The organism is Nocardia suismassiliense (assembly GCF_900269665.1).
Lineage (GTDB): Bacteria > Actinomycetota > Actinomycetes > Mycobacteriales > Mycobacteriaceae > Nocardia > Nocardia suismassiliense.
In genome coordinates this window covers 8074978-8101364 of record NZ_LT985361.1, presented here as the reverse complement: position 1 = coordinate 8101364, position 26387 = coordinate 8074978, and the positions used below count along the sequence as shown (strand labels likewise).

The 26387-nt window shown below is 68.8% G+C and carries 27 protein-coding genes; 13 read left to right on the top strand and 14 right to left on the bottom strand.

All coding sequences use genetic code 11. The features are described 5' to 3' along the window. Positions 1-31: 31 nt before the first annotated feature. Genes DBO33_RS36220 through DBO33_RS36205 form a run of 4 tightly spaced genes read right to left on the bottom strand, consistent with a single transcriptional unit; the run spans position 32 to position 3313 of the window. Complete coding sequence (locus DBO33_RS36220; RefSeq protein WP_107659053.1) at positions 32-805, bottom strand: ESX secretion-associated protein EspG; 774 nt, start codon at positions 803-805, stop codon at positions 32-34. Beyond that, entirely contained in the window at positions 802-2115 is a 1314-nt protein-coding gene (locus DBO33_RS36215; protein WP_159080697.1) for a WXG100 family type VII secretion target, read from the bottom strand. The genes DBO33_RS36220 and DBO33_RS36215 overlap by 4 nt, the downstream gene beginning before the upstream one ends. Further along, positions 2108-2569 carry a hypothetical protein gene (locus DBO33_RS36210; protein WP_234391237.1) on the bottom strand — a complete coding sequence of 154 codons (462 nt, stop codon included), beginning with the start codon at positions 2567-2569 and terminating at the stop codon, positions 2108-2110. Before DBO33_RS36210 ends, DBO33_RS36215 begins: the two co-directional genes overlap by 8 nt. Positions 2570-2587: 18 nt before the next feature. Next, positions 2588-3313, bottom strand: coding sequence for an alpha/beta hydrolase (locus tag DBO33_RS36205; RefSeq protein ID WP_107659051.1), 726 nt, complete (start codon positions 3311-3313; stop codon positions 2588-2590). Between the two features lie 171 nt (positions 3314-3484). Between DBO33_RS36205 and DBO33_RS36200 the strand changes: the two genes are divergently transcribed. Beyond that, positions 3485-4417 (top strand): SMP-30/gluconolactonase/LRE family protein, encoded by a 933-nt coding sequence (locus tag DBO33_RS36200; protein WP_107659050.1) that lies wholly within the window; start codon positions 3485-3487, stop codon positions 4415-4417. On the opposite strand, the gene DBO33_RS36195 is transcribed toward DBO33_RS36200, so the two are convergent. Further along, positions 4402-5391 carry a helix-turn-helix transcriptional regulator gene (locus DBO33_RS36195; RefSeq protein ID WP_107659049.1) on the bottom strand — a complete coding sequence of 330 codons (990 nt, stop codon included), beginning with the start codon at positions 5389-5391 and terminating at the stop codon, positions 4402-4404. The genes DBO33_RS36200 and DBO33_RS36195 overlap by 16 nt on opposite strands. A gap of 96 nt (positions 5392-5487) precedes the next feature. On the opposite strand from DBO33_RS36195, the gene DBO33_RS36190 reads away from it, so the two are divergent. Next, positions 5488-6633, top strand: coding sequence for an epoxide hydrolase family protein (locus tag DBO33_RS36190; protein ID WP_107659048.1), 1146 nt, complete (start codon positions 5488-5490; stop codon positions 6631-6633). A 42-nt stretch (positions 6634-6675) separates the two neighbouring features. Here DBO33_RS36190 and DBO33_RS36185 read toward each other — a convergent pair whose 3' ends face one another. Next, positions 6676-7494 (bottom strand): hypothetical protein, encoded by an 819-nt coding sequence (locus DBO33_RS36185; protein WP_234391236.1) that lies wholly within the window; start codon positions 7492-7494, stop codon positions 6676-6678. A gap of 207 nt (positions 7495-7701) precedes the next feature. Between DBO33_RS36185 and DBO33_RS36180 the strand changes: the two genes are divergently transcribed. Together DBO33_RS36180 and DBO33_RS36175 are read left to right on the top strand one after the other, a co-directional pair. Further along, on the top strand, positions 7702-8874 hold the full coding sequence (locus DBO33_RS36180) for an acyl-CoA dehydrogenase family protein (RefSeq protein WP_107659047.1): 1173 nt from the start codon (positions 7702-7704) through the stop codon (positions 8872-8874). Between the two features lie 9 nt (positions 8875-8883). Then, positions 8884-10011, top strand: coding sequence for an acyl-CoA dehydrogenase family protein (locus DBO33_RS36175; RefSeq protein ID WP_107659046.1), 1128 nt, complete (start codon positions 8884-8886; stop codon positions 10009-10011). 39 nt (positions 10012-10050) lie between these two features. On the opposite strand, the gene DBO33_RS36170 is transcribed toward DBO33_RS36175, so the two are convergent. Beyond that, positions 10051-10554 (bottom strand): hypothetical protein, encoded by a 504-nt coding sequence (locus DBO33_RS36170; RefSeq protein WP_107659045.1) that lies wholly within the window; start codon positions 10552-10554, stop codon positions 10051-10053. A gap of 294 nt (positions 10555-10848) precedes the next feature. Here DBO33_RS36170 and DBO33_RS36165 point away from each other — a divergent pair, with 294 nt between their 5' ends. Together DBO33_RS36165 and DBO33_RS36160 are read left to right on the top strand one after the other, a co-directional pair. After that, positions 10849-11139, top strand: coding sequence for a hypothetical protein (locus tag DBO33_RS36165; RefSeq protein ID WP_107659044.1), 291 nt, complete (start codon positions 10849-10851; stop codon positions 11137-11139). 108 nt (positions 11140-11247) lie between these two features. After that, the gene (locus tag DBO33_RS36160) at positions 11248-12081 is read left to right on the top strand and encodes a GNAT family N-acetyltransferase (protein WP_159080696.1); all 834 of its coding nucleotides are present in this window, start codon (positions 11248-11250) and stop codon (positions 12079-12081) included. A 43-nt stretch (positions 12082-12124) separates the two neighbouring features. On the opposite strand, the gene DBO33_RS36155 is transcribed toward DBO33_RS36160, so the two are convergent. The 3 genes from DBO33_RS36155 to DBO33_RS36145 are packed head-to-tail and all read right to left on the bottom strand — an operon-like array spanning position 12125 to position 15590. Next, positions 12125-13804, bottom strand: a complete 1680-nt coding sequence (locus DBO33_RS36155) for a serine/threonine-protein kinase (RefSeq protein WP_107659042.1) — start codon at positions 13802-13804, stop codon at positions 12125-12127. 3 nt (positions 13805-13807) lie between these two features. Then, positions 13808-14248 carry a hypothetical protein gene (locus tag DBO33_RS36150; RefSeq protein ID WP_199856860.1) on the bottom strand — a complete coding sequence of 147 codons (441 nt, stop codon included), beginning with the start codon at positions 14246-14248 and terminating at the stop codon, positions 13808-13810. Between the two features lie 16 nt (positions 14249-14264). Next, positions 14265-15590, bottom strand: coding sequence for a serine/threonine-protein kinase (locus DBO33_RS36145; RefSeq protein WP_456093898.1), 1326 nt, complete (start codon positions 15588-15590; stop codon positions 14265-14267). 403 nt (positions 15591-15993) lie between these two features. On the opposite strand from DBO33_RS36145, the gene DBO33_RS36140 reads away from it, so the two are divergent. The 5 genes from DBO33_RS36140 to tuf all read left to right on the top strand — a co-directional run bounded on the left by DBO33_RS36140 (position 15994) and on the right by tuf (position 20788). Next, positions 15994-16764 carry a deoxyribonuclease IV gene (locus DBO33_RS36140; RefSeq protein WP_107659041.1) on the top strand — a complete coding sequence of 257 codons (771 nt, stop codon included), beginning with the start codon at positions 15994-15996 and terminating at the stop codon, positions 16762-16764. 59 nt (positions 16765-16823) lie between these two features. Continuing rightward, a complete protein-coding gene (locus tag DBO33_RS36135) occupies positions 16824-18041 on the top strand; it encodes a CaiB/BaiF CoA transferase family protein (RefSeq protein WP_107659040.1) in 1218 nt (405 codons plus the stop codon). Further along, on the top strand, positions 18038-18196 hold the full coding sequence (locus tag DBO33_RS43260) for a hypothetical protein (RefSeq protein WP_159080695.1): 159 nt from the start codon (positions 18038-18040) through the stop codon (positions 18194-18196). Before DBO33_RS36135 ends, DBO33_RS43260 begins: the two co-directional genes overlap by 4 nt. Continuing rightward, complete coding sequence (locus tag DBO33_RS36130; protein WP_234391235.1) at positions 18193-19233, top strand: hydroxymethylglutaryl-CoA lyase; 1041 nt, start codon at positions 18193-18195, stop codon at positions 19231-19233. Before DBO33_RS43260 ends, DBO33_RS36130 begins: the two co-directional genes overlap by 4 nt. Before the next feature lie 376 nt (positions 19234-19609). Continuing rightward, positions 19610-20788, top strand: a complete 1179-nt coding sequence (gene tuf / locus DBO33_RS36120) for an elongation factor Tu (RefSeq protein ID WP_107659039.1) — start codon at positions 19610-19612, stop codon at positions 20786-20788. 44 nt (positions 20789-20832) lie between these two features. Here the strand turns inward: tuf and cqsA are convergent, their stop codons facing one another. The 4 genes from cqsA to DBO33_RS36100 all read right to left on the bottom strand — a co-directional run bounded on the left by cqsA (position 20833) and on the right by DBO33_RS36100 (position 25027). Then, entirely contained in the window at positions 20833-22068 is a 1236-nt protein-coding gene (cqsA, locus tag DBO33_RS36115) for an alpha-hydroxyketone-type quorum-sensing autoinducer synthase (RefSeq protein WP_107659038.1), read from the bottom strand. Positions 22069-22301: 233 nt separating this feature from the next. Then, positions 22302-23555, bottom strand: coding sequence for a formamidase (fmdA, locus tag DBO33_RS36110; protein ID WP_107659037.1), 1254 nt, complete (start codon positions 23553-23555; stop codon positions 22302-22304). A gap of 16 nt (positions 23556-23571) precedes the next feature. Beyond that, positions 23572-23850: an FmdB family zinc ribbon protein gene (locus tag DBO33_RS36105; protein ID WP_107659036.1), complete on the bottom strand. Its 279-nt coding sequence runs from the start codon at positions 23848-23850 to the stop codon at positions 23572-23574. Positions 23851-23953: 103 nt separating this feature from the next. Further along, entirely contained in the window at positions 23954-25027 is a 1074-nt protein-coding gene (locus DBO33_RS36100; RefSeq protein ID WP_107659035.1) for a substrate-binding domain-containing protein, read from the bottom strand. Positions 25028-25091: 64 nt separating this feature from the next. On the opposite strand from DBO33_RS36100, the gene DBO33_RS36095 reads away from it, so the two are divergent. Together DBO33_RS36095 and DBO33_RS36090 are read left to right on the top strand one after the other, a co-directional pair. Further along, positions 25092-25529, top strand: coding sequence for a MarR family winged helix-turn-helix transcriptional regulator (locus tag DBO33_RS36095; protein WP_234391233.1), 438 nt, complete (start codon positions 25092-25094; stop codon positions 25527-25529). An 81-nt stretch (positions 25530-25610) separates the two neighbouring features. Then, on the top strand, positions 25611-26387 hold the full coding sequence (locus DBO33_RS36090) for an ABC transporter ATP-binding protein (RefSeq protein WP_107659034.1): 777 nt from the start codon (positions 25611-25613) through the stop codon (positions 26385-26387).

Sequence of the window (26387 nt, the reverse complement as noted above, 5' to 3'; positions counted from 1 at the left end):
CGGGAAATCAAAAGGTGTGCGGCGGCGGGGTTTACCAGCGCTGAGCGTAGGTAATGGTGCGCTCGGCGGCAGTGACCATCGGGCGCAGCTGAGCGATCAAGCCGTGCGCGGTGACCGGAACGATGTCGACATCGGTGCCGGTGCGCACCGAGTAGCGGCCGTCGTCGCACACATCGATCCAGCAGAGCACCCCGAACGGGCGCAGCTCGCCGTCGCCGCGCCTGGCGGACACCACGATCTGGCCGATGCCGTCCCTCGGCTGCCGCAGCATCCGGCGGATGCGGGCGGGCACCGTCGGCCCGGCAACCGGCACGGTGACCAGGTCGCGGCTGTCCTCGCCGACGCGCGCCAGCGGTGCGGTCAGCCGGGGTGTGGTGCCCGGGGATTTCTCCGGCAGCATCGAAACCACCCGGGCGGTGAGACTTTTCACGCTGCCGACGAACAGCCGGATGTCGCCACCGTGGTCGGCGGTCGCGCCCGGGCGCTGCGCGGCCACCACCGCGACATTGCCCGCCGCGGCTCCGAGCACCCGCACCGGCCGGACGACCGCATCGTCCGGCCCCGCCGCGCTGTCGCGTTCGCCGTACACCTCAATCCGCAGTTCCGGCGCGCCGAGCACCCGCAGTGCCGCCTCCAGGTCGGCGTCGAGCACCCGATCGCACCAACTGTGCAACGCCGGTAGCTGCGCGTCCCGCTCCTCGGTGTCGCGCGCGGAGAGCCGAACGGCCAGCGGATAGGGCATGCGATCACCGTCGGTGCGCGCCCAGGCCAGCGCGAACTGGTCCGGCGTCAGCGTCCAATTCACTCCAACTCGGTCCACTCGCCGAGCACCGGTGGCGTGGTCGGATCGATGGCACCGATCAGCTCGCCGTTGTCGTCGGCCGGTTCGAGGAAGGTCGGCAGATCGTCGAAGTGGAAGTCGTCCTCGTCTTCGTCGTCGTAGCGGGTGGCGCGGGCGGTCGCGTTCGCGGCGTTCGCGGCGACGCTGGATCCTTGGCGCGGTGCGTCGCCCATGGCCATCGCACCGCCCATCAGTCCGCCCATCGCGCCCGCGCCGAGTCCGGTGACCGCGTCACTTGTGCTGTCCCTGCGCCGCTCGTCGCGTTTGCGTTGCTCGTCGGGCGCGGCCGGAGCCGCGGTACCCGGCACGACGACCTGCGGCGCCGCCGACGCGGTGGTGGTGTTCGGTGCGGTGATCGCACTGGAGCTCGGCGCGGAGCCGACCGCGGCCGGTGCCGAGGTCTGCGGAGCATCTACTCCGGCCGCAGTGACATGGAGAGGCGTGGGTGCCGAGATACTTCCGGCGACCGCATCGGTAATACCGTTCGCCGCGGCAACCGTGGCCGGCGTGGTCTCGGTCGGCTGCTCTTCGGTAGCGACAGCTTCCTCGGCCTCAGGTGCGGCTGCCGATTCGCCGACGAGCCGGCTCGTGTCCGAGGGTGCGTCCAACGTAACCGGCGGCGCGACAGGGTTTTCCGCGCCGAGTCCGGGCCCGGCGATCTTCGCGACCGGTGTCGTATAGGTGGTGACTTGCACGTCGCCGGACTGCTGGTCCCCGAACGCGGGCACGTCGGTGCCGGTCGGGATGAACACACCGGCGTAGATGTCGTTCATCGCCCGCACGATGTCCTGGCGGGTGTGCTCGGCCGACTTCTGGTCGGCGATATTGCTGGTGGCCTGGCTCGGATCCAGCAGCGCCGCACCGAGATCGGGCGCCTTCGCGGTCGGCGCGGACACCGCGGCCCGCAGCGCCTCGGCCGCGTCGCCGGCCTGACCGAGCCGTTGCGAGACCACCGCGAGCACGTCGGCGAGGTCCTGACCGGTCTGCTCGAACGCGTGCACGGCGTCGGCGGCTTTCTGCGCCGCGCCGCCGCGCCAGCCGTCGGCGATGGCCGCACGGACCTCGAGGTGCGCCTGCGCGACCGCGTCGGCCAGTCCGGCGGCCGCGTCGCCCCAGGCCTGCTGCCCACCCGCGAGCACCGCGGGCTTCAGCAGCTGGACCTTCTCGTGGATTTCGCGGTGGGTCATGCTGTCGAAGATCTCGACGTTCGGCGCGTAGGGCGGGTCGTTGCGCCGGACGAACGTCTGGCCCGGCGTGTGCGGCAATCTACGCATGGGCGGTTCCCTCCGCGTCGATCCGGCCGACCGACGCCGCGAGCAGGGAGTCGGCGCCCTGATAGGCCGAGCCTGCGGCGCGGAAGGTGAGCGCGAGTTCCCTGGCGGCTTCGGCGTATTCCCACAGCCGGGTGAGTGCGCCGTGCGCCTTGTTCTCGAAACCCGCGCGCAGTGCGTCACCGGAGGCGAACCCGCCGAACCCCGGCAGCGACGAGGCGGCGCTGAGTAATCGCATCTGTTCTTCGATCTGGTTGGCCAGCTGCTCGTAGCGGCGCGCGCACTTTTCGTGCACGCCCTCGGCCACCAGCATGCCGTCGATCCACAGCTCCCCCTCATCGACCGCGCTGTGCAAGGCGGCGACGGTGACGCCGGGCGCCGTGACTATGGACAGATCCGGGCGTCCGACACCGTTGGCGTTCTCGTTCGATGGCACCTCGACGTCCCCCTTCCTCATCTCTGAGCGAGGCTCAGTTCACGGGCGCCGTGCCAACCCCACGACGACACCCTGCATCCAGTCCGCGATGTCGGCAGCGACCCGCGCGTGCACCGGCTCGTGCAGCAGATCATGCCCGGCGTCGGTGTACGCCCGTAAATCTACCGATTCGTGGCGTCGAGTCCATACCTTCACCGCATCAATCGGCGCCCGGCGGTCCTCGACGCCGTGCACGGCGAGCACCGGAAGGTGGCGTGGCAGTGCGGAACCCGGCGCGCCGGGGGCGCCACCGCCGAGCGCCCGTTTCGGCACGCCGGACAGCACCACGCCGGACACCGCATCGGTCGGGATGGCGGGTCGCAGCGGAAGATCGCGTTCCACAATCGTCGAATCCGTGGTCGTCTCGCCCGGATCCGGTACCGCGGCACCGAACATGCCGAGCACGGTGACCGCGCCGAGCGAATGGCCCATCAAGATCAAGGGGGGTTGCGGCTCGGTCGCCCGCACGAGGTCGAACATCTGCCGCGCGTCCGCGACCAGCTCGGCCAGCGTGCCCGGTTTGCGTGGATCGCCCTCGCTCAGTCCATGACCCGAGGTATCGAGGGCCCAGGTCCCGATGCCCGCGGCCTTCAGCGACCGCGCGAAACGGTGGTAGTGGCCGCTGTGCTGGCCTAGCCCGGGCAGCAGCAGCACTGTCGCGACGCGATTTTCGCTCGGCCACCGCCGATAGTGCATCCGGCCACGGGCGCCGTCGAAAAAGGGCATGCCGAGATCTTGCCAAAGATCTTGGCGCTCAGTGGACTTCACGATGACCTCGCATCGGCGCCGGACCGCCTTCGCCCCGGCCAGGGTCGGTATCGGGCCGGAAGGCCGTTGTCCAGGTGGCTAGACTGCCCGCAGATTGCTGTGTCGGCTTGCAGAGACCCGAGGTGCCCGTTGAGAAAACTTCGTCGCCCATCGCCCCGGCGTTCCCTGCTGTGGTCGGCGGCGCTGGTTGCCCTGGCCTGCACCGCACCGGTCGCCGCCGCGGACCCCGCTGCCGCCGCGCAGCCGATCGCCTCGTGCGCGCCCGCGCAGGCCGCGACCGCGGTACCCGCCGGTATACCGGTGCTCGATTGGTCGGAGAACGTCGGCTACGACGCCGAGGGCAACCTGTGGGTCTCCCGGATCTACCGCAACGAGGTGCAGCGCTACGACCGCTCGGGTGCGCTCACCGCAACCGTCCCCGTCGAGTTCCCCGGCGCCGTCCGCAGCGGACCGGACGGGTTGCTCTATGTCGTCTACGGTGATTCGCCCACCAGTGCGATCCGCCCCGGCGGCGTCGTTCGTTTCGATCCGGCGGCCGCGGACCCGAAGCCCGAGGTCTTCGTCTCCGGCTTCCCCATGCCCAATGGCGCCGCCTTCGATGCGGCAGGCAATCTCTATATCGCCGCCATGTCCGGTGTCATCCGGGTGCGTACGGACGGCAGTGTCGATACCGCCTGGACCGAGAAGGCGGCCAGGACGGGAGCCAACGGCATTGTCGTGCAGGGTAATTCGCTCTACGTGACGGTTAACGGAAGCACGCTCGGCCAGCTCGTCCGCCTCGCGATCGATGACCCGAGTGCGCAAACTGTGATCGCGAACCTCGCCTCGTCGCTGCCCGGTGTGCCGGACTTCGCCGACGATCTGCACATCGATGCCGACGGCATCCTGTACGTGACCACCCTGTCCGGCCAGCTCGTCCGCGTCGATCCCGCGACCGGTGCGGCCTGCGCGGTGCTCACCGGCCAGCCGTTGACGTCGGTGGTCGCCACGCCGGGACAGCCGAACGAGCTGCTGGCAGGTACCGAGAGCGGCGCGGTGCTGCGTATTCAATTGTCCCGCTGAGCTTTCGCGTTCGGGCCGGCTACGGCGCGCTCGATGCGCGCGGAGACCGTGTGCAACTGTCGGACCAACTCCGGCGGCTCGTGCACCTCGAAGTCGGCGCCGAGGGTGATGAGCCGGTGCGCCAACCACTCCGGTGAGTCGTCGCGGAGGGCGTCCAGGCGGCAAGAGTTCTCGTCGATCGCGACGAGGTCGCCCGGGTCGTCGCCGAGCCGGCCGGCGATCCGTTGTGCGGGTGCGTGAATGGTGACGGAGAGCCGGAAAGTCGGCGTACCCCAGTCGGTTCGGCGCCCCGCCACGTAGGCGGCGGGATCGGCCGCGGGCAGTTCGCGCGGGGCGAAGCGAGCGGCGGTCGGCTGTACCCGCTCGACGCGGTCGACCCGGTAGACGCGCCAGTCGTCGCGATCGACGTCGTAGCCGACCAGGTACCAGCGGTGCCGGACCGGAGCAAGTCCGACGGGTTCGGCATGCCTGCGCGATTGCGTGCCACGGCCGTCGCGATACGTGAAACGCACTCGCTCCCTGTTGGTTACGGCGGCGGCCAGCGCCGTCAGCACCTCCGGATCGACCAGCGGGCCGGTATCGGCGGGCGGTGTGAGCGCGGGGCCGAGCACCCGCACCCTGCGGCGCAGCTTCGCGGGCAGGACCTGCTCCAGTTTGGTGAGCGCGCGCACCGACGCCTCCTCGATGCCCGCGACCGCGTAGCCCGCCGCGGCCCGCAGTCCCACCGCGATGGCGACCGCCTCGTCGTCCTCGATCAGCAACGGCGGCAGCGCCGATCCCGCAACCAGCCGGTAGCCGCCCGCCGCACCCACCGTCGCCTCGACCGGATAACCGAGTTCGCGTAATCGGTCGATATCGCGGCGCACCGTGCGATCGGTGACGCCGAGTCGTTCGGCCAGTTCGCTGCCCGGCCATTCGCGTGGGGTCTGCAGCAGCGACAGCAGACGCAGCAGGCGGGCGGGGGTGTCGTTCATGAATCTCAGAGTGCCAGACAACTAGGACATAGATGGTCCTAGATGCTTCCTAACGTAGTGCTCGGATCGAACGACCGACACACGAGGAGCCTCTCGATGACCGACCACCGCACCGCTGTTCGCCCGTTCCGCATCGACATCGCCCAGGCGGACCTGGACGACCTGCACGACCGGCTGAGCCGGGCCCGCTGGTCGGCCCAGCTGCCCGGTGCGGGACGCGAGCGTGGCGTGCCCGTCACCTACCTGCGCGAGCTCGCCGAGTACTGGCGGACCGAATTCGATTGGCGGGCACAGGAAGCGGCACTCAACGAGTTTCCGCAGTTCCTTACCGAGATCGACGGCCTCGACGTGCATTTGGTGCACGTCCGTTCGCCCGAGCCGGACGCGGTGCCGCTGATCCTGACCCACGGCTGGCCGAACACCTTCGCCGAGTTCAGCAAAACCATCGGCCTGCTCGCCGACCCGCGCAAGCACGGACTCGACCCGGCGCAGGCCTTCCACGTGGTGGTGCCGTCGGTGCCCGGCTTCGCGTTCTCGGCAGCGCCGCGCGAGGTGGGGATGACGCCGCAGCGGGTGGCCGAGATGTGGCTGGTACTGATGGAGCGGCTCGGCTACCAGCGATTCGGTGCCCAGGGCGGCGATCTCGGCGCCTATATCGCGCCGGAAATGGCGATCGCCGCGCCGGGCCGAGTGATCGGCGTGCACATCGATGGTGGTATCGGCATGCCGAGCGCGGCCGACGTGCCGACCATGACACCGGACGAGCGCGCCGAATGGGATCTCATGCAGCAGTGGATGACCGGCGTGAACCACCACGAGCTGCTGCGCGCCGCCCCGCAGACCTTCGCGCACGCGTGGACCGACTCCCCGGTCGGCCTGCTGGGCTGGCTCATGCACAAGTTCAACGAATTCGCCCCGCTCGCCGAGCAAGCCGAGGATGTGATCGACCGTGACCATCTGCTGACTACCGTGAGCCTGTACTGGTTCACCAATACGGCGGCCACCTCGTCCTGGCCGATGTACAACGGGCTCGGGGACAACGGATTTGCCTGGCCGAAGGGGCAGAAGCGGGTTCCGACCGGCGTTTACGGTGGGGGATCAGCGTTGATGCTGCGACTTGCCCAGCGCGACAACGACATCGTGCACTGGCCGAAGGGCAATACCGGCAATCACTTCGTGGCGATGGAACTGCCTGAGCTGCATGTGGCCGATATCCGCGCGTTCTTCGCAAAGGTGCGCTGAATCAGGCTGTGCGGCACCGTTCGTCGTGGCGGTGCCGCCGAGTCAGCCGGCAGGCTTGGTGAACTCGCCGTGCACCGCGGCGCCCCCGGCGGTACCGACCACCCCCGGCGCGGGCGCGGGCCGCGGCGCAGCGGACGGTGCGGGGGCCGGCGCCGGGCCGATCTCGGTCCCGTTGGGGCCGGGCGCGGTCAGTCCGGGACCGGTCGTGTTCGCCGGATTGCTCGGGTGGTTAACCGGCTGGTCCGGCACCATGAAGGTGCCGACGGTCGGCGTCATCACGCAGTTCGCGAACGGGTAGTTGATGATGCCCCACATCGAGGCGATCACCGTGCCGGGTCCGCTGTGCACCGTCTTGGACAGCGACGGGAGGCCGTACTCGGTGAGGTCGTCGAGCGAGTCGATGCCGCTGGCGCCGTTGTTGATGTTCACCCAGGCCACCACGAGGCCGGAGGCGAGCGGCGCGCCGGTGTGCGCGGGGGTCGCGCTGAACCGCAGCGTGCCCGGCGCGATATTGAGGTCTTGGTTGTTGCCGCCGCCGTCGGTGGTCGCGGCCGCGATGATCGTGGTGACCGGGCCGACGCTGCCACAGCCGAAAGTGGGTGCGGCGTAGGCGAACGGGGTGAAGGCGCTCGTCACGTGGCGCAATCCGGCGACGTCGGCGAGCTTGGTGTACTGCGTCAGCGCGCCGACACCCGCCTGCACGGCCGGGTCCGGGCCCGCGATCTCGGTGAGGTGGGTGAGTCCGGCGTCCACTGGTGACGGTTCGGGATCGGCGGTGGCCGGGCCACCCAGGGTCAGTGCCGCGCCGATGCCGAGCGCTGCCACGGCCGTACTGGCTCGTGCGATGGTCCTGCCGTTCACTCGAACTCCTCGATACGCAAAGTCTCGGGGTCCCCAACCCACGTCCAGCAACGTACCAGTTCGTCCGAGGTGCCGCCCAGGTAGCGCCGGTGTCCACCCCCGGTTGACGCCCGCCGAGCGTGTCCTACCTGTGTGATCCAGTCGACAGTGGAGGATTACCGGAGGGTAGGTTGGACTCGGACGTACGAGACACAGACGGAGCTGCGTATGAAAATAAGCCTGTCCCCCGATGAAGTCGCCTTCCGCGACGAACTGCGAAACATCTATCGGACCGAGATCCCCGCCGACATCCGTGAGCGCTTCAAATACGGCCGGGAGCTGTCCCGCGACGACATCGTCCGCTCGCACAAGGCCCTCAACGACCACGGCCTCGCGGTGCCGAACTGGCCCGTCGAGTGGGGTGGCAAGGACTGGACCCCGATGCAGCGCCACATCTGGCAGGACGAGATGCAGCTCGCCTCGGTGCCGGACCCGCTGACGTTCAATGCCCAGATGGTCGGCCCGGTGATCGCGCACTTCGGCTCGCCGGAGCTCAAGCAGCGCTTCCTGCCGCCCACCGCCGCGCTCGACATCTGGTGGTGCCAGGGCTTTTCCGAGCCCGACGCCGGGTCGGACCTGGCCTCGCTGCGCACCACCGCGGTGCGCGACGGCGACTCCTACATCGTCAACGGCCAGAAGATCTGGACCACCCTGGCCCAGTACGCGGACTGGATCTTCTGCCTGGTGCGCACCGATCCGAGCGCGCCGAAGAAGCAGGCGGGCATCTCGTTCCTGCTGTTCGACGTGAAATCACCCGGTGTCACCATCCGCCCGATCAAGCTGATCGACGGCGGCTACGAGGTGAACGAGGTGTTCTTCGAGAACGTGCGGGTGCCCGCCGATCAGCTGGTCGGCGAGGAGAACATGGGCTGGACCTACGCCAAGTTCCTGCTCGGCAACGAACGCACCGGCATCACCGGCGTCGGTCGCACCAAGGTGAAGATCGGCGTGGCGAAAGAGTATGCCGCGCAGACCAGGTCGGGCAGCGCAACCCTGCTCGAGGATCCGCTGTTCGCGGCGCGGCTCGCCGAACTGGAGAACGAGCTGCTCGCGCTGGAACTCACCCAGTTGCGGGTGGTCTCGAACTCCTCGGACGGCAAGCCGAATCCGGCGTCCTCGGTGCTGAAGCTGCGCGGCTCGGAGTTGCAGCAGGCCGCCACCGAGCTGCTGCTCGATATCGCGGGCCCGGATGCGGTGCCGGTCGGCGCCGACGACATCGCTTCGCCCGGGTGGGCGCAGCGCAGTGGTCCCAGCTACCTGAACTACCGCAAGACAACCATCTACGGAGGCTCCAGCGAGGTGCAGCGCACCATCATCGCCTCCACGATCCTCGGATTGTGAGGCGCCGCCATGGATTTCGATCTCACCGATGAACAGGAAATGCTGCGGGACACGGTGCGTGAGCTGCTCGCTCGCAACTACGACCCGGAGACCAGGCTGAAGGTGACCGACACCGAACTCGGCTGGAGCCGTGAGGTGTGGCAGCAGCTCGCCGAACTCGGCGTGCTCGGACTGACTTTCAGCGAGGACGACGGCGGCGTGGGCGCGGGCCCGGTGGAGACCATGGTGGTGCTCGAGGAGGTGGGGCGCAGGCTGGCGCCGGAGCCGATCCTCGATGCGGTGCTGATCCCCGGCGCGCTGATCACCCTCGCGGGCAGCACCGAACAGCGGCAGCGCGTGCTGCCCGAGGTGGCCTCGGGCAGCAAGCTGCTCGCCTTCGCGCACGCCGAACCCGGCGTGCGCTGGCCGGCCACCGAACTGGCCACCACCGCTGTGCCGCAGGGTGATTCGTACGCACTGACCGGCATCAAGAATCCGGTGACGCACGGCGACTGCGCCGACGAGCTGGTGGTCAGCGCACAGCTGCCGGGCGGCGGCACCGGGCTGTTCCTGGTCGCCGCCGATGCTCAGGGCGTCAGCCGCAAGGCCTACCGCACGGTGGACGGGCAGCGCGGCGCGCAGGTCGAGCTCGATCAGGCAGCGGCCGAACTGCTCGGCGGCGAAGTCGATGCGGCCGAGGCGATTCGGGCCGCACAGGGCCAAGCGCAGGCGAGCCTGTGCGCGGAATCCATCGGTGCGATGGAGGAGGCGCTGCGCTTGACGACCGATTACCTGAAGCAGCGCAAGCAGTTCGGGGTCACCCTGTCGAAGTTCCAGGCGCTCACGCATCGAGCGGCGGACATGTATGTGTCGCTGGAACTCGCGCGCAGCATGAGCCTCTACGCCACCGCGGCCGCGGCCGACGGTGCGATCGACGACCAGGTCGCCTCGCGGGCCCGGCTCCAGGTCGGTCGCTCGGCGCGGCACATCGGTCAGGAAGCGATCCAGCTGCACGGCGGGATCGGCGTCACCGCCGAGTACCCGGTCAGTCACTACGTGGCCAGGTTGACCGCCATCGAACGCACGCTGGGCGGCGGGCTGGAGCATCTGCGGGTGCTCAGCGCGCGGGTCGGCGAGCACGAGCTGCCCGAGCTGTAAATCCTTGCGGTGGTGCGTGTTCTGCGCACCACCGCGGGTCTACTCGTGGTCGCTGTTCAATCCGCCGGACGGGCTTTCGGACGGGCGAGTGGTCGGCTCGTCCGGAGTCGTGGTCGTCGGCCGCGGCCTGGTCGGCCTGGTGGTGGTCGGCCTGGTCGTCGGCGCTTCCGTCGTAGGCGCCTCGGTGGTGGTGGCCGGTGGGCGGGTGTCCTCGGACGGGGTCTCGTGCGGTGGAATCCCGTGCGACTCTTCCGGGGCCGGCTCGCCCGACGTCGTGGTGGCGAACCCGGTGAACGGCGTCGCCTGGGGCGCTTGATAGGGGGCGATACGCCAGGTCGGCGACGGCGGAATCGACACTTTCGGCACCGTCACGCTGGTGCCCGAGTGCACCACGGGCGCGACATTCGGGTCCGACTGCAACGGCGGGGGTGCGACGTAGGTGTCCTGTTTGCCGATTCCGCAGGCGCCGATGAGGACTAGCCCGACGGAGATCGCGCCTGCGGCGATCGCCGGACCTGCGATCTTGGTCCTGGTGCTCTCCATCGGTGACAACTCCTGCTGCGGTTCGAGTGGGCATCACCTTACTCGAGCGCGGTCCACCGGGCCAGGCGAAGCGGTCGCCGCCGGTGCGTCGGACCCACCCATTTTAAACGCCGGTAACTCAGATATCGAATTGGTCTCTTCGGCGTGTCGTGGGCACGTGTCGCTGTCATATGGCGCGGCATGGTCGTAGCGTGTGAGCAAAGTTACGCGTGAGACGCCTGTACCCAGATGAGAGAAGCGTTGTGTGATGAACGCGGCATTGGTTCTCTGATCGGCGTCATCGAGGAGTAGATGATGGGAGCTTACTCGACAGCGTCGCAGCAGGAGTCGTCCGCAGCCGCCAAGGATGCGGTGTCGGCTTCTTCGCAGCATCTCGTGTCGAACGGGTCAGCGCGCTCGCTGTCCACGATTCTTTCGCGGACACTCGCCTGGCTGATCTTCATTGGCGGCATCGTCGGGGCTGTCCTCGGCATCGCAGGCCTACACGTCGAAATCACCGTCGCCGGACTGATTCTCGCGTGCACCGCAGGGCTGGTCCTGCTCAAACTTCGCACAGGTGGCCGTGGCGGCAACGAAACGGATTGACGCCGAACCCAACTGAGCCGGCAGGCCGACTCGACCACCGGTCGGTCGTGGTGGCAGGCCGGCGAGACACGCGGGCGCGCAACGCATCCGCCGCCTACCGTGGTGATCATGAGGATCGAGATCAGCACGGATGCGGCCGAGTTCCGCTCGCGCACCGAGTCGTTCCTGCTCCGTGATCCGCTGCGGCACACCGTGATCAGCACCAGCATCGCCAACCAGGTGGCGGGCCTCCAGGCCGCCGACGGCGGCTCGCGATTTCTGGCGTTGTACGGCGACGGCGCGTCCGTGACCGGTGTCGCCATGCGGGTCGCGGACCGGGACATGTACCTGGGCGAGCTGCCGGAGGGCGGCGCGAGCGCGGTGGCGGACGCGCTGGCCGAGGTGGCACCGGAAAGCGCCGGGGTAGAAGGGCTTGCGGCCGACGCCGACATCTTTGCCAAGCGGTGGAGCGACCGCTTCGGGGTCGGAGTGCAACCGTCCTACACCACCAGGCTGTACCGGCTGGGTGCGTTGCGTATCCCCGATGTGCCCGGGAGTCCGCGCCGGGCAACCGAATCCGAGGTCGAGCTGTGTCTCGAATGGGCCGAGGCCATGCGCGCCGAGGCTGGAATCTCGCCGCCCGGGCTGGACAAGGCGACCATCCGCAACCGGGTCGCGGCCGGACTGATGTGGTTCTGGGAGCGCGACGGCCGCCCGACCAGCTTTGCCGCCCACCACCTTCCGGTGCACGGCTGGTCCCGGGTCGGCCTGGTGTACACACCGGCGCAGGAGCGCGGGCACGGTTACGCCAGCGCCGTCACCGCGCACATCGCGCAAGTCTTGCGCGCCGACAACCTGAACGTGTGCCTGTTCGCCGACACCGCCAACCGCACATCGAGCAAGATCTACCAGTCCATCGGCTTCCATCCGACCCACGAGTTCGTGCACCACGCATTCGGTTGAGCGCCTGGGTCTTCCAGCCGTAGTGGGTGGGTGGTCAGCCCGCTCAGTTCAGTGGTGCTTCGGTCCACCACTGCATCAGCTCGGACTCGGTGGCGATGAAGCCCGCGCTGTACATCAGGATCGTGGCGCGTTGCGGGGCGGCGGTGAACTCGGTGATCATGCGCGGGCGCCGGGTACTGCTGTTGTGCAGCGTGTAATTGGTGTAGGCGTGGCCGTGATTGGTGGCCGTGGTCCGGTCGTTGACGGGTAAGGCGTCGAGCGCGGCGCGGACGTCGGCGGGGGAGCTGTAGAGGTAGAAGGAGAATGCCGCTTTGTTCTCGGTGCCGCCGAAGCAGCGCCACATCACCAGCCAGGCACCGAAGGCGGGATCCTCCTCGTCGATGGTCGGCGCGGAAGCCGGGTCATAGGCGAAGCAGCCCGCCTTGTGGTAGCCCGTTCCGGAGTGAACCAGCTGCTGGGCAGTGGTTTTCGGCAGCATCGCCGGGAACTCGGCGCTGAGCGCCGCCGCGTTCGTGCCCACCTGAGCGGGGTCGGCGGTCGTCGCGGGTGGTGGCGAGCTCGGCGGCTCGGTGGGGTCGGCGATGACGGTAGCGCGTGGTGTGGTCACGGTCGTGGTGACCGTCGGTCCCGCCGAACCTGATTCGCCGCGGGAGGACATGATGAGCGAGGCGATGAGTCCGAGCACCAGGAGCACGCCGATGCCGCCGCCGAGCTTGGCGTTGGACTTGGGGCGCTGCACGGGAACTGGGCCGCTGCGGGAGGGTCCGGCGTCGGGTCTACCTTGCGCGATGGCACGCTGGGGCTGCTGATGCGGCGACGCGGAGGGCGCAAATTGTTGCCGTGCAGAGGACGGCGCAAATTGTTGCGGCACTGCAGGTGACGCGAGCTCCTGCGGTGCGGTCAGCGCCCGCCAAGCGGCACCGGCGAATTCGGCGCAGGAATCGAACCGCCCGTCGGGTCGCTTCGCCATCGCCTTGGCCAGCACCGCATCCAGCGCCACCGGCAGCCCCGGCCGCAACCGGCTGACCGGTGGTGGCGGCACCTGCAAATGTCCCTGGATCACCGCGACCGGGTTGGTGGCGTCGAACGGCACCGTGCCGGTCAGCAGCCGAAACAGCGTGCAGGCCAGCGAGTATTGGTCCGAGCGGTGATCGAGCAGCGCACCCGACAGCTGCTCCGGTGACGCGTACGCCAAAGTAGCGGTGAATGTTCCGGTCTGCGTGAGCCGCCCGGTGTCGTCGCGGAAGCGCGCGATGCCGAAGTCGGTCAGGAACACCCGCTCGCCGGCGCCTGCGGTGCGTTCGAGCAGAATGTTGGCGGGCTTCACATCTCGGTGCAGCACGCCACGACGGTGCGCGAAGTCGAGCGCCTTGGCGGTCTCGCCGATGATCTGCACCGCGCGCTCCGGCGGCAAGGACCGCGCGTCCACCCCGGCGGCGTCGGTGCCGTCGATGTACTGCATCGAGATCCACAGCCGCTCATCCTCGACGCCGCGGTCGAACACGGTCACGATGTTCGGGTGATCCAGCCGGGCGACCAGGTCGGCCTCCCGCTCGAACCGAGTACGGATCTCCTTGTCGTGGAACACTTCCGGGTTCAACAGCTTCATCGCCGTCAACCGTGGCAGGCGGGGGTGCCGCGCCAGGTACACCGAGCCCATGCCGCCGCGACCGAGCAGCCGTTCGATGGTGTACCCGGCGAATATCTCTCCGGGATGCAGCATGGATCAGTTCAGCGGCGCCGAGCGCCACCAGCGCAGGGTCCGATCGATGTCGCCGGAGCCGTCGGTGAACATCAGGTACTGGGCACGGTCCGGATCGCCGGTGAAGGCGGTGACGATCTTCGGGCCGCCCGTGTCGTATTTGTAGTTGGTGTAGGACTTTCCGCCGTTGGTGTCGGTGGATTTGGTGTTGGCGGGCAGCGTGTTCAGCACGGCCTGCACGTCGGCGGCGGACTTGTAGACGTAGATGCGATAGAGCGGGTCGGAGCTGTCACCGCCGCCGTAGCAGCGCCACTGCCAGGCCCAGTCACCGAACTCCGGGTCGCCCTCGCTCGGCGACGGCGTGTAAGTGGCGTCGGTTTCCCAGCATTTGGCGCCGTTGTAGCCGACCTGCTCGGACTTGGTGGCGGGCACCATGCGCGGGAACTCGGCACTGATCGAGTCCACGGTCGCGGGCACCGTTTTACCGGGCCCGTTCACGCCGGATGCGACCGAACTCGGTGTCGTATCGCCGCCGGAGGCGGTCGAATCGCTGACCGCGCCGATGATGGCCAGCGTCACCACGAGCAGCACCACCACACCGACACAGATGCCGATGATGACGCCGACGTTGGACTTCTTCGGCGGCCGTCCGGCGACGCCGACCGGCGACATGGGCGGCGGGCCGTAGTTGTTGCCGAACTGCTGCCCCGCGTACGGGGCGGTCGGCTGTGGTGCCTGGCCGTTGCCGTACTGCGGCGCGGCCAGCGTGGCCGGCGGCGGCGTGAACGGCGATCCCGCAAGGTGATTCGGCCCGCTGGTCGGCTGGCCGTACTGCGCCGGGTAGGGCGCGCCGGTGGTGGGGGTGGGCCCTCCGGTGGTGGGGCGGGGTCCGNCCTTCTCCGGCGGGGTCGGAGGGGTATAGGGGCCGGGGTCCGGTGGTCGGCCTCGGCCCGGTGGTCGGCCGTGGTCCGGCCACCGCCGTCGGTGGCGCGGTGAACGGCCGCGGCCCGCCGGCCACCGGCATCGAGGGCACGCTCGGATTGGTCAGGGCGTGGCGGGCGGCGGCCGCGGAGTCGGCGCAGCTGGGGGACCTGTCCTCCCGTCGCTTCGCCATAGCCCTGGCCCGCACCCTGTCCAGCGCGTACGGCAGGCCCTGGCGGTGGCTGCTCAGCGCGGGCGGCGCACCTTGCAGATGACCCTGGATGACCGCCGCGGGGTTGGTCGCGGAGAACGGGCCGGTCCCGGTGAGCAACCAGAACAGCGAGCACGCCAGCGAATACTGATCCGACCGATGGTCCAGCGACGAACCGGTGAGCTGCTCGGGCGACGCGTAAGCCAGTGTGGCGGTAAAGGTTCCGGTCTGCGTGAGATGGCCCGTGTCGTCCCGGAAGCGGGCGATACCGAAGTCGGTGAGGTACACCCGCTCGCCGCGGCCACCACCGCCGCGCGCCAGCAGGATGTTCGCGGGCTTCACGTCGCGGTGCAGCACACCGATGCCGTGCGCGTAGTCGAGGGCGTCCGCGGTTTCCTTGACGATCTGCACGGCGCGCTCGGGCGGCAGCGCCTGCGGTTGCACCGATGCGGCGTCGATGCCGTCGATGAACTGCATGGAGATCCACAGCTGCTCGGCCTCGAGCCCGCGGTCGTAGACCGTGACGATATTCGGGTGGTCGAGCTGGGCGACCAGATCCGCCTCCCGTTCGAACCGCGCCCGCACCTCCTTGTCGAAGAACATCTCCCTGTTCAACAGCTTCAACGCGGTCAGGCGCGGCAGCCGAGGGTGTTTCGCCAGGTAGACCGATCCCATGCCACCGCGACCCAGTTGCCGCTCGATGACATAACCGGCGAAAACGTCACCGCTGGCCAGCATGTCTGCTCCACTTCCCGCCGCCCGCCGGGACCCACCGACGAACAGGCGTACAGCATAAGAACGCGCGATCAGGCACGGGCCGGACCACGGAAAACATCGAAACCATAGCAGTAGTCACTGTTCCGATGGCCCGCCGGAGAAGGCGGGGGCAGGCCGGTCAAGGGCACCATCGAGAACCTGGCCGGCGACGACATCGTCGGTCTGCAACACGGTATTCACCCCCGTTGTCGGGTCGAGCGCGCGGATACTACCGATGTATCTCGCTGGGCTCCCGCGATGCAACACATCCCGGTTCGCCGTCTGCGGCTGGCTGTCGGTGGTGGTCGTTAAGCTGGCCCCTATGCAGATTGGCGCACATGTCAGGCTCGATGGCGACCCGATCGGCTTCGGCGAGAAACTCGGCGCCGACGTCATCCAGATGTTCGTCGTCGACCCGCAGAGCTGGGACAAACCCACCCCGCACCCGCGGACCGAGGAGATCGTGGCCAGCCCGATCGACGTGGTGGTGCACTCGTCCTATCAGATCAATGTGGCGAGCCTGAACAATCGCCTGCGCATGCCCTCCCGCAACGCGGTCGCCCAGCAGGCCAAGGCCGCCGCCGACCTCGGCGCGATCGGTCTGGTCGTGCACGGCGGGCACGTGCGCTCGGACGCCGAGCTGGAGACCGGCGTCGACAACTGGCGCAAACTGTTCGAACGCCAGCAGGACAAGGGCGGCTTCGCGGTGCCGATCCTGATCGAGAACACCGCGGGCGGTAACCACGCGATGGCGCGGCATTTCGACTCGATCGCCCGCTTGTGGGACGCCGTCGGCGATTTCGGCGCGGGTTTCTGCCTCGACACCTGCCATGCCTGGGCGGGCGGCGAGGAACTGATCGGCGTCGTCGACCGCATCAAGGCGATCACCGGCCGCATCGACCTGGTGCACCTGAACTCCTCGCGCGACGAGTTCAACTCCGGCGCCGACCGCCACGCCAACTTCGCCGACGGCACCATCGACCCCCAGCTACTTGCCGAGGTCTGCAAGTCCGCCGACGCCCCGGTCATCCTGGAAACCCCCGCCGACGGGGTGGCCGAGGATCTGGCTTACCTGCGCGAGCACGTGGGGTAGATGGGTCCCAGCGAGGTGTCGTCGTGCGCTGCCGCTGCGGCCCCTGAGACACTGGTGCGATGAGTATTCGGCCGTTGGACGGTGTTCGCGTCCTGGAGCTGGGCAATTACATTGCCGCGCCGACCGCCGGGCGCATCCTCGGCGACTTCGGCGCCGAGGTGATCAAGGTGGAGCGGCCGAAGGCGGGAGACGAGCTGCGCAACTGGCGGCTCTACGGCGGCGACACCTCCATGCTCTACCGCACCGTCAACCGGAACAAGAAGTCGATCACGCTGGACCTACGCAGCGAAGCGGGCCGCGCCGTCGTGCTCGACCTGGTCCGCCGCTGCGATGTGCTGCTGGAGAACTTCCGCCCCGGGATGCTGGAGAAGTGGGGGCTCGGCCCGGAGGTGCTCAACGCGGCGAACCCCGATCTGGTGATCACCAGGATCTCCGGCTACGGGCAGACCGGACCGCACGCGTCCCGGCCGGGCTTCGCCGCCGTCGCCGAGGCGGTGGGCGGCCTGCGCGAACTGATGGGCGAACCGGACCGGCCGCCGGTGCGCACGGGCGTGTCCATCGGTGACTCCATCGCGGGCGTCTATGCCGCGTTCGGCACCGTGATGGCGTTGTTCCAGCGCGAGCGCAAGCCGGACGAGACGCCGATTCCGTTGCGCGAGCGGGTCATCGACGTCGCCCTCAACGAGACGATCCTGTCGGTGATGGAATCCCTCGTGCCCGACTACCTTGCCTACGGCATCAAACGCGAACGCACCGGCGGACTCGTCGAGGGCATCGCCCCGAGTAACGCCTACCCGTGCAGCGACGGCGTCAGCATCATCATCGGCGGCAACGGCGACGCCATCTTCCAGCGCTACATGCAGGTGATCGACCGCCCCGATCTGGCCGCCGACCCGGAACTACACGACAACGCGGGCCGCTGGCGCAACCACGTTCGCCTCGACGCCGCGATCACCGAGTGGACCAGCAGGCACACGCGGGCCGAGGCACTGAAGATCCTGGAGGCCGCGGGCATCCCGTGCGGCCCCATCTACACCGCGGCCGACATCGTCGCCGACGAACAGTACAAGGCGCGCAACATGATTCAGCAGTTCTCGGTGGATGTCGGTGCGGCGGAACCGAAGTCGGTCGGCTTCCCCGGCATCGTCCCGGTGATCGGCGAACAGTCCCTGCCCATCCGCAATGTCGGACCCGATCTGGGGGAGCACACGCACGAGGTGTTGTCCGGGCTACTCGGCATGAGCGACAGCGAGATCGACGCCTTGGAGGCGAAATGAGGGAAGACCGCAGGCGACCGCCGCGACGCGGACCACGCGACATCCGTTCGCCGGGGTTCACCCGGCCGACCGTGCATCCCAACCCCGCGGGCGTGCACGAAAAGCCGTGGGGCGGCGTGATGTGCGCGCCGCGGCAGGAGCGGGACGAGCGGTGAGCTCGGCGGTCCTGCGCGACGTGACTCTGCGTGACGGCTTGCAGCTCACCGGGAAGGTGCTGCCGGTCGAGCAGAAGGCCGACCTCGTCCGGCGGCTGCTCGGGCTCGGGGTGCCCGCGCTGGAGATCGGTTCGATGGCGCGGCCCGACCTGGTGCCGCCGATGGCCAACACCATGGAGCTCATCGCCGCGCTGAGTCCCGAAGAGCTGCAACACTGTTGGGTGTGGGTGGCCACGCCGCGGCACGTCGAGAAGGCGGCCGCGGCCGGGGTGCGCAATTTCCAGTACTGCTTCTCGGTCTCGGACGCGCACAACAAGGCCAACATCGGCCGCACCACCGAGGACAGCGTCGCCGCGATGCCCGACGCGGTCCGGCTCGCCGCTGCCGTGGGCGGCTCGATCCAGCTGTGCCTGGCCACCAGCTTCACCTGCCCCTTCGACGGCCCGGTCGATCCGGAGCGCGTCCTCGCCATCGCCAACGACCCGCGCACCGCGGGCGCCGACGACATCGTGCTCGCCGACACTCTCGGCCAAGCCCATCCCGGCGAGGTCGCCGCCCTGGTCTCCGCCGTCCACACCCGAACCCCCCAGCGCCGCATCGTCTTCCACGGCCACGACACCTGGGGCATGGGTGTAGCCAACACCCTGGCCGCCATCACGGCCGGCGCCACCATGGTCGACGGCGCACTCGGCGGCCTAGGCGGCTGCCCCTTCGCCCCCGGCGCCAGCGGCAACACCGCCACCGAAGACATCCTCTTCGCCACCCGCCCCGCCTGGTTCACCCCCACCACCCTNCACTCTCCACCCGTTCCTGTGAAAGAACGCGGGACCCCCCGAGACCCCCCCCTAAGCCTTCGTCGGCAGCGCCGGATGTATATAAGAGCCAGGTTCACCCCCACCACCCTCGCCACCCTGGTCGACCTCTCCGAAAACCTCCTCGCCGACCTCGGCGAACCCAACCGCTCCCGCACCGCCGAAGGCGCACGATCAAAAGCCGAAGCCTTCGAATGGGTCAGCCAGCGGTCCACTGGCGCATGACCTACCTCAGCGGCGAGTAAGCACTCCGACAGCCCACGGGCGGTGACGCTCGCGTGGCGAACCGCGGGCCTCGCACGGCGGTGGCCGATTGCGCGCCCCCGGCGCCCGGAAAATGCGTCGCGCTCAGCGGGTCTCGACGCTTACCATTCCCAGCATGTTCAGCTATGCCATCGTCGCATCGTCCGCAGTCGCGGGCGCGATGGCTGCTGTCCTGGCCGCCTCGGCAGCATCTGCCGCGCAGCTCGACGGAGCCCGAAGCTGACCTTCCCCGGGATGTCCCGGGACCTCGGACGGGGAAGGTCGCCCCGTCGCTGAGGTCCCGCTCGACATCGTCGGGCACATTCGCTCGTGCCCGCCAGGCAAACCAGGAAAAACCATGTCCAAGAAGACCTATGTGCGCACCAAGCCGCACCTCAACATCGGCACGATGGGCCACGTCGACCACGGCAAGACCACGCTCACCGCGGCGATCACCAAGGTGCTCGCGGAGCGGGGCGGCGGCAGCTTCGTGCCGTTCGACCGGATCGACCGGGCGCCGGAGGAGGCGCAGCGTGGCATCACCATCAATATCGCGCACGTCGAATACGAGACGGCGACCAGGCATTACGCGCACATCGACATGCCGGGTCACGCCGACTTCGTGAAGAACATGATCACCGGGGCGTCCCAGCTGGACGGCGCCATCCTGGTGGTTTCGGCGCAGGACGGGGTGATGCCGCAGACCGCCGAGCACGTGCTGCTGGCCCGCCAGGTCGGCGTCGAGCACATCGTCGTCGCCCTGAACAAGGCCGACGCGGGTGACCCGGAGCTGCTCGACCTGATCGAGCTGGAGGTGCGTGAACTGCTCACCGCGCAGGGCTATCCCGGCGCCGGCCTGCCGGTCGTCCGGGTCTCCGGGCTGCGTGCGCTGGACGGCGACGAGCGGTGGACGGCCGCGCTGCTGGAGCTGCTGGACGCCGTCGACACGCACGTGCCGACCCCGGTCCGGTACACCGACGCGCCGTTCCTGCTGCCGGTGGAGAACGTGCTCACCATCACCGGCCGCGGCACCGTGGTCACCGGTGCGGTGGAACGCGGCCGGGTCCGGCTCGGCGATCGGGTGGCCGTGCTCGGCCTCGGTGACGAGCTCACCTCGGTCGTCACCGGCGTCGAAACCTTCGGCCGCACCATGGATGTCGCGGAGGCGGGCGACAATGTCGCGCTGCTGCTGCGCGGCGTGCAACGCGATCAGGTCCGCCGCGGCCAGGTCGTCGTCGAACCCGGCAGCGTCGCCGTGCACAGCGGGTTCACCGCCCGCGTCTACCTGCTCGGCGCGGCGGAGGGCGGCCGGCGGACGCCGATCGCCACCGGCTACCGCCCGCAGTTCTACATCCGCACCGGTGACGTGGTCGGCGACGTGACGCTGCCCGGCGACATCCGGGTGGCGATGCCGGGGGAGACGGTCGAGGTGACCGTCGAACTGGGCCGCCCGGTGCCGTTGGAGCCGGGGCTCGGCTTCGCCATCCGGGAGGGTGGCCGCACGGTCGGCGCGGGCACCGTGCTCGCCACCGGTTAGTGATGCGACACCGTGCGCGGGGACTCCTCCGCGCACGGTGTCACTCAACCGGTCGCTGATGTCTGCGCGTGTCTGGGTGGTGGTGCGCTCGGCTTGGGGAACGGCTCGACCGGTGGCATCGCGCCGAACCGGGTGCGAACTTCGGTGCACGCGTCGATGATCCGGTCGACGGCCTGGTCGGTGAGGCCCGCGTGCAGGCAGAAGCGGATCAGCGTGTGATTGCGTGCGGTGTGCGGCGGGCACAGCAGGGTGCCGAAAATGCCGCGGATTTCCAGGAAGTCCCGGATGGCGGCGGCCCGCAGGTCCGGTCCGGCCTGTAGCGCGACGATGTGGCTGGCCGAGCCGGCCAGGTCGAATTCGAGCGTGGTCAGCGCCCGGCGCACCATGGTCGACAGCTCGCGTAGTCGCTGGCGCCGCCAGTTGTCGGTCCGGATCATCTCGAGCGTCGCGGCCAGTCCGGCGATCTCGTACGGCAGCATGGTCGAGGAGAAGACCGCGGGATGCGACTCCAGCTTGAAGTAGTCCACGAAATCGATGCTGTTCGCGCCGACGAACCCGGCCCGGCCGCCGAAGGCCTTGGCCAGGCTGGCGATTCGGTACGGCACGCGATCGGTGAGGCCGAGCGCCGCGACCATGCCCGCCCCGGCGGGACCGTCGGTGCCGAGCGCGTGCGATTCGTCGACGACGAGCACGCTGTCGGTTTCGTCGGCGATATCGCACATGTGGGTCAGCGGGCACCGGCTGCCGGTGTTGCCGTAGATGGCGTCCACCGCGATGATGCCCGGCCCGTGCGCGCGGATCTGCTCGCGCAGGTGACCGGGAAAGTTGTGCCGGAACGAATAGATCGGCGCCCCGGCCGCCCGCGCGCCGTGCCAGAACGACATGTGGGCGAATTGGTCGATGTAGACCGGAGTCTCGGCATCCGCGATCGATTGCAGCAACCCGACAGTCGCATTCCAGCCGGATTGGCAGAGTATTCCGGCGGGCGACCGTAGCTGATCGGCGAGCGCACGTTCCAGTAGCACCTGCGGGTGGTCGTCGCGCAGGAACGCGCTCGCGGCGAGTCTTCCGGAGGTCGGGGCGCGTAGCGCGGTCTCCACCGCGTGGGTGATCCGCGGATCGGCCCACAGCGCCAGATAGTCGTTGCTGGTGAGCACGACATCACCGTGGTCGGGCACACCGCCGTGCAGAATGTGCCGCCCGCCCCAGTGCCCGGCGAGTCTGCCGGTCTGAAAGCCATCGACGCGCAGGCGAATCCGTTCGGCGACTGTAGGGCCCATGGAACTCCTTTCGCTACCAATAGCTACTTCAGAGCACACGCCTCTCGATTGAACCACCGTGGCTTCGGGCCAGGGCGGTATTCGGTAACTTGACGGATGACCACTAATTCACCTGCGTACGAACGCCGACCGCACGGTTTGCCGCAGTTCTATCTACGGACACCCGCAATGATTCAGCAATCACACAGCGGGCCGGTTGTGACTGGCGCGCACAACCGGCACCGCGTGGTCGGTCAGCGGGTGGCGCGTGGTGCGCCGGGGCCCGCGTCGATCCGTGTCGGCCCGGCTGCGGTCGGGAGCACGGGGAAGTCGAAGATCGCGGTCGGAATGTACACGGTGGCACAGGAATTCGGGATATCGACCACACCGGAGAACCGGCCCTCGATGGGCGCGGCGCCGAGTAATAAGTAAGCCTGCTCCGGGGAGTAACCGAACTTGGTGAGGTAGTCGATGGCGTGCAGGCAGGCCCGCTCGAACGACAGCTGCGAGTCGAGATAACGCTGTTCGCCGTCGAGCGTCACCGAGGTGCCCGAAAAAGCAAGATATTCAGAGTAATTGGGGCCGGAGTTACCCGGAACGAAGATGGCGTTCTCGCTGACGCCGTAGAGCTCCATGCCGTTTTTGATGAGATCGACCCGCAGGTCGATGAATCCGCCCATCTCGATGGCGCCGCAGAAGGTGATCTCGCCGTCGCCCTGGGAGAAGTGCAGGTCGCCGACCGAGAGATGGGCACCGTCGACGAACACGGGGTAGAACACCCTGCTGCCGCGGGTGAAGTTCTTGATGTCCTGGTTGCCGCCGTTCTCCCGCGGCGGCGCGGTGCGCGCGGCATCGGCGGCGACCCGGTCGAACTCGGCGCCCGCGAGCGTGCCGAGCACGGCGTCGCGCGGTTCGGGCGGCAGCGCCAGCGGCGGCACCCGGTGCGGGTCGGTCGCGATCAGCGCCTCCTCCCGGGCGTTCCACTTCGACAGCAGCGCGGCGGACGGAGCGGTACCCATCAAGCCGGGGTGCGTCATGCCGGTGAACTTCACCCCGGGGATGTGCCGCGAGGTGGTGGCCTGACCGCTGAAATCCCAGATGGCCTTGTAGGCGTCGGGAAAGTGTTCGGTGAGGAAGCCGCCGCCGTTGTCGGTGGCGAAAATGCCGGTGTAGCCCCAGCCTTGACCGGCGAGCGGGCCTGCGTCCTCCTGCGGGATGGGGCCGATGTCGAGAATGTCGACGATGAGCAGGTCGCCGGGCTGCGCACCCTCGATCGCGAACGGGCCCGACAGGCAGTGCACCGTGCTGAGCGGGGCGTTCAGCACGTCCTCGGCGGAGTCGTCGTTGCGGATGGCGCCGTCGAACCACTCGCGCACGTGCACGCGGAACTCGTCGCCCGGTTTGACGGTCACCGCGGCGGGGATGTCGGGGTGCCACCGGTTGTGGCCGACGACCTTCTGCTCGGTGAACCGCTTGCTGGAGTCGAGCGGGAACAGTAACTCGGGCATGGTGTCTCCTTCGGGGTCAGGGGCGGGGCAGCTTGCGGTGCAGCGGGTTACGCGTCACCGGCACGGACCGGCGCGGCGGTGGCCCGGCGACGACCGACGGTTCGCTCGCGGTGCGTTCGGTCATATCGATCAGCCGGGTGGCCGACGAGCCGGGCCGGATCAGCGCCGCGACGCCGAACTGTCGTTTGCTGTTCGACGCGCAGTCCGGGCACGGCGCGGCGGCGGGCACGTCGGCCATCGTGAAGGTGAGATCGAAGCCGCCGCAGGCGCGGCAGTGGAACCAGTAAAGGGGCACGCAGACCTCATTATTTTCATTTGAATATGTTTCGTATGATGACGATACAAAGCCCGGCAGGTCGCCGCAGCGAAACCGCAAGGTGAAGTTCGTGTTACGAGATTCAGGAGTTCAGTTCGGCGAGCACACTGAATTCGAGCGCGTCGGCGTCGGCCAGGTAGACCGGCTGGGTGGTGTGCGCGCCGCGGACCCGCACCTCGCCGCGCGGGCCGCCGTAGCTGACCATGGGGGCGTTGCGCTCGATGGCCCGCAGGTCGAGGCTGCGGGCGGATTCGGCGAGCGAGGCGAACAGCAGCAGTCCCTCGTAACAGGATTCGCCGATGTTGTTGAGCGCGGGCCCGGCCGCGCCGAACTCGTGCAGGTAACGTGCGCCGAAATCCATCCCGGCCGGCGATACGACGCTCTCGAAATAGCCACTGGCGGTGAACAATCCGCGCGTGCTGTCGGCGCCGCCCGCGTACAGCACGTCCTCGCCGATCATCATGCTCAGCCGCAGTCTGCCGTCGTCGAGTCCGGCCTCGGCGAAGGCCAGGTTGAACGCGGCACAGTCCGCGCCGACCATGAACAGCAGCACGCCCTGCGCCGGGGAGCGGCGGACCAGCTCCAGTGCCTGCCGGAAGTCGCGGCCGCCGAGCGGGACGAAGGTCTGCCCGACCACCTCGATGTCGGTGGTCAGCGCGAATTCCCGGGTGGCCCTTGCGGTTTCCCGCGGCCAGACGTAGTCGTTGCCGACCACGCACCAGCGGCGGATGCCGTGCTCGGCGCGCAGCCAGCGCAGCGCCGGGAACAGCTGCTGCTCCGGGGTCTCACCCACCATGTAGACGCCGTCGGAGTCCTCGCCGCCCTCGTAGAAAGTGGTGTAGACGTAGGGCACCCGGCCCGCGGTGTGCGGGGTGATCACCTTGCGCGCGTTGGACAAATGCCAGCCGACGACGCCGTCGACCATCCCGGTGCCGACCATCCGGTCGATCGTCGCGGCGAGCACGGGCAGCGGCGCGCCCGCGTCGACGGGGTGCAGCCGGACCGGCCGATCGAGGATGCCGCCCGCGGCGTTGATGTCGCCGATCGCCAGGGCGGCGCAGGCCTCACAGGAGGGCCCGAACATGCCCGCCGTGCCGCTCAGCGGCACCACCAGTGCGATGTCTACCGTGGATCGACGAAAACCGGAGCGCGACAACGGAAATCACCACCGTATATTTCCATTTGAATATTTACCATACGGGGTTGGCTATAGTACTGCTGTGGACGATAGCACCGCCCCCGCCGCGCTGGAGGAGCTGGCCCGGCTTGTGCGCAGGGCATCGCAGGAACTCGACCGGGCCATCGCGACCAGCCTCGGCGAGAACTCGGTCGCGCGCTGGCACGTCCTGGCCGCGGTGGTGGACGGCGTCGGCCATCCCATGTCGCACCTCGCGGAGGCGACCCTGCTCACCGGGGCCAACCTGACCCGGTTGATCGACGGGATGATCGCCGACAACCTGGTGCACCGCAAAGTCGACGACACCGATCGCCGCCGGGTGCTGGTATTCCCGACCCGCCGCGGCCAGCTCGCTTACCAGGCAATGAACCGTGCCGTCGGCGCCAGCGGCCTCGATGTGCTCGCCACCGGCCATGCACGATTGGCCAAGTCGCTGGCCGCCATGGTCGACCAACTGCACACCGAACCCGCTACCACGTAGCCCGCCGCGGCGCATCGATACCGGAGGAGTCGGGGAATTCCCTGATGGCGCGCGGGGGCGAACCCGGTAAGACTGGTGTGCATGACTTCGCAAGCTTTGGGTTCCGACACCGCCGAAGTGGCGGTTCCGACCGATGTCGCGGCCCGCGCTATCGACCTGGTGAAGGTCTATGGGTCGGGAGATACGCAGGTCCGGGCCTTGGACGGGGTGTCGGCCGAGTTCGCGAAGGGGGAATTCACGGCGATCATGGGCCCCTCGGGGTCCGGCAAGTCGACCCTGATGCACTGCCTGGCCGGACTGGACAGCGCCAGCACGGGCACCGTCCGGATCGGTGACACCGACCTGGCCGGGCTCTCGGACAAGCAGATGACGCGGCTGCGGCGCGACCGGATCGGCTTCGTCTTCCAGGCGTTCAACCTGGTGCCGACGCTCACCGCACTGGAGAACATCACGCTGCCGCTGGACATCGCCGGGCGCAAACCGGACCAGGAGTGGCTGGACACCGTGCTGAAACGGCTCGGCCTCAACGATCGGCTCACCCATCGCCCCAGCGAGTTGTCCGGCGGGCAGCAGCAGCGGGTGGCCTGCGCGCGGGCGCTGGCGGCCAAACCGGAGATCGTCTTCGGCGACGAGCCGACCGGCAACCTGGACTCCAAGGCCTCCGAGGAGGTGCTGTCGATTCTGCGAGCCGCGGTGGACGAGTTCCGGCAGACCGTGGTGATCGTCACGCACGAGCCGCACGCCGCCGGGTTCGCCGACCGGGTGGTGTTCCTGGCCGACGGGCAGATCGTCGATGAAATGCGGGACCCGACCTCGGAAACCGTGCTCGATCGGATGAAGGCGCTGGAGCAAGCCTGA

What these genes read in the sequence shown, in the direction of transcription:
- DBO33_RS36215 (WP_159080697.1), bottom strand. Translation starts at nt 2,115, where the DNA reads ATGCGTAGATTGCCGCACACGCCGGGCCAGACGTTCGTCCGGCGCAAC.
- DBO33_RS36210 (WP_234391237.1), bottom strand. Translation starts at nt 2,569, where the DNA reads ATGAGGAAGGGGGACGTCGAGGTGCCATCGAACGAGAACGCCAACGGT.
- DBO33_RS36205 (WP_107659051.1), bottom strand. Translation starts at nt 3,313, where the DNA reads ATGCCCTTTTTCGACGGCGCCCGTGGCCGGATGCACTATCGGCGGTGG.
- DBO33_RS36195 (WP_107659049.1), bottom strand. Translation starts at nt 5,391, where the DNA reads ATGAACGACACCCCCGCCCGCCTGCTGCGTCTGCTGTCGCTGCTGCAG.
- DBO33_RS36190 (WP_107659048.1), top strand. Translation starts at nt 5,488, where the DNA reads ATGACCGACCACCGCACCGCTGTTCGCCCGTTCCGCATCGACATCGCC.
- DBO33_RS36180 (WP_107659047.1), top strand. Translation starts at nt 7,702, where the DNA reads ATGAAAATAAGCCTGTCCCCCGATGAAGTCGCCTTCCGCGACGAACTG.
- DBO33_RS36175 (WP_107659046.1), top strand. Translation starts at nt 8,884, where the DNA reads ATGGATTTCGATCTCACCGATGAACAGGAAATGCTGCGGGACACGGTG.
- DBO33_RS36170 (WP_107659045.1), bottom strand. Translation starts at nt 10,554, where the DNA reads ATGGAGAGCACCAGGACCAAGATCGCAGGTCCGGCGATCGCCGCAGGC.
- DBO33_RS36165 (WP_107659044.1), top strand. Translation starts at nt 10,849, where the DNA reads ATGGGAGCTTACTCGACAGCGTCGCAGCAGGAGTCGTCCGCAGCCGCC.
- DBO33_RS36160 (WP_159080696.1), top strand. Translation starts at nt 11,248, where the DNA reads ATGAGGATCGAGATCAGCACGGATGCGGCCGAGTTCCGCTCGCGCACC.
- DBO33_RS36155 (WP_107659042.1), bottom strand. Translation starts at nt 13,804, where the DNA reads ATGCTGCATCCCGGAGAGATATTCGCCGGGTACACCATCGAACGGCTG.
- DBO33_RS36140 (WP_107659041.1), top strand. Translation starts at nt 15,994, where the DNA reads ATGCAGATTGGCGCACATGTCAGGCTCGATGGCGACCCGATCGGCTTC.
- DBO33_RS36135 (WP_107659040.1), top strand. Translation starts at nt 16,824, where the DNA reads ATGAGTATTCGGCCGTTGGACGGTGTTCGCGTCCTGGAGCTGGGCAAT.
- DBO33_RS43260 (WP_159080695.1), top strand. Translation starts at nt 18,038, where the DNA reads ATGAGGGAAGACCGCAGGCGACCGCCGCGACGCGGACCACGCGACATC.
- tuf (WP_107659039.1), top strand. Translation starts at nt 19,610, where the DNA reads ATGTCCAAGAAGACCTATGTGCGCACCAAGCCGCACCTCAACATCGGC.
- cqsA (WP_107659038.1), bottom strand. Translation starts at nt 22,068, where the DNA reads ATGGGCCCTACAGTCGCCGAACGGATTCGCCTGCGCGTCGATGGCTTT.
- fmdA (WP_107659037.1), bottom strand. Translation starts at nt 23,555, where the DNA reads ATGCCCGAGTTACTGTTCCCGCTCGACTCCAGCAAGCGGTTCACCGAG.
- DBO33_RS36090 (WP_107659034.1), top strand. Translation starts at nt 25,611, where the DNA reads ATGACTTCGCAAGCTTTGGGTTCCGACACCGCCGAAGTGGCGGTTCCG.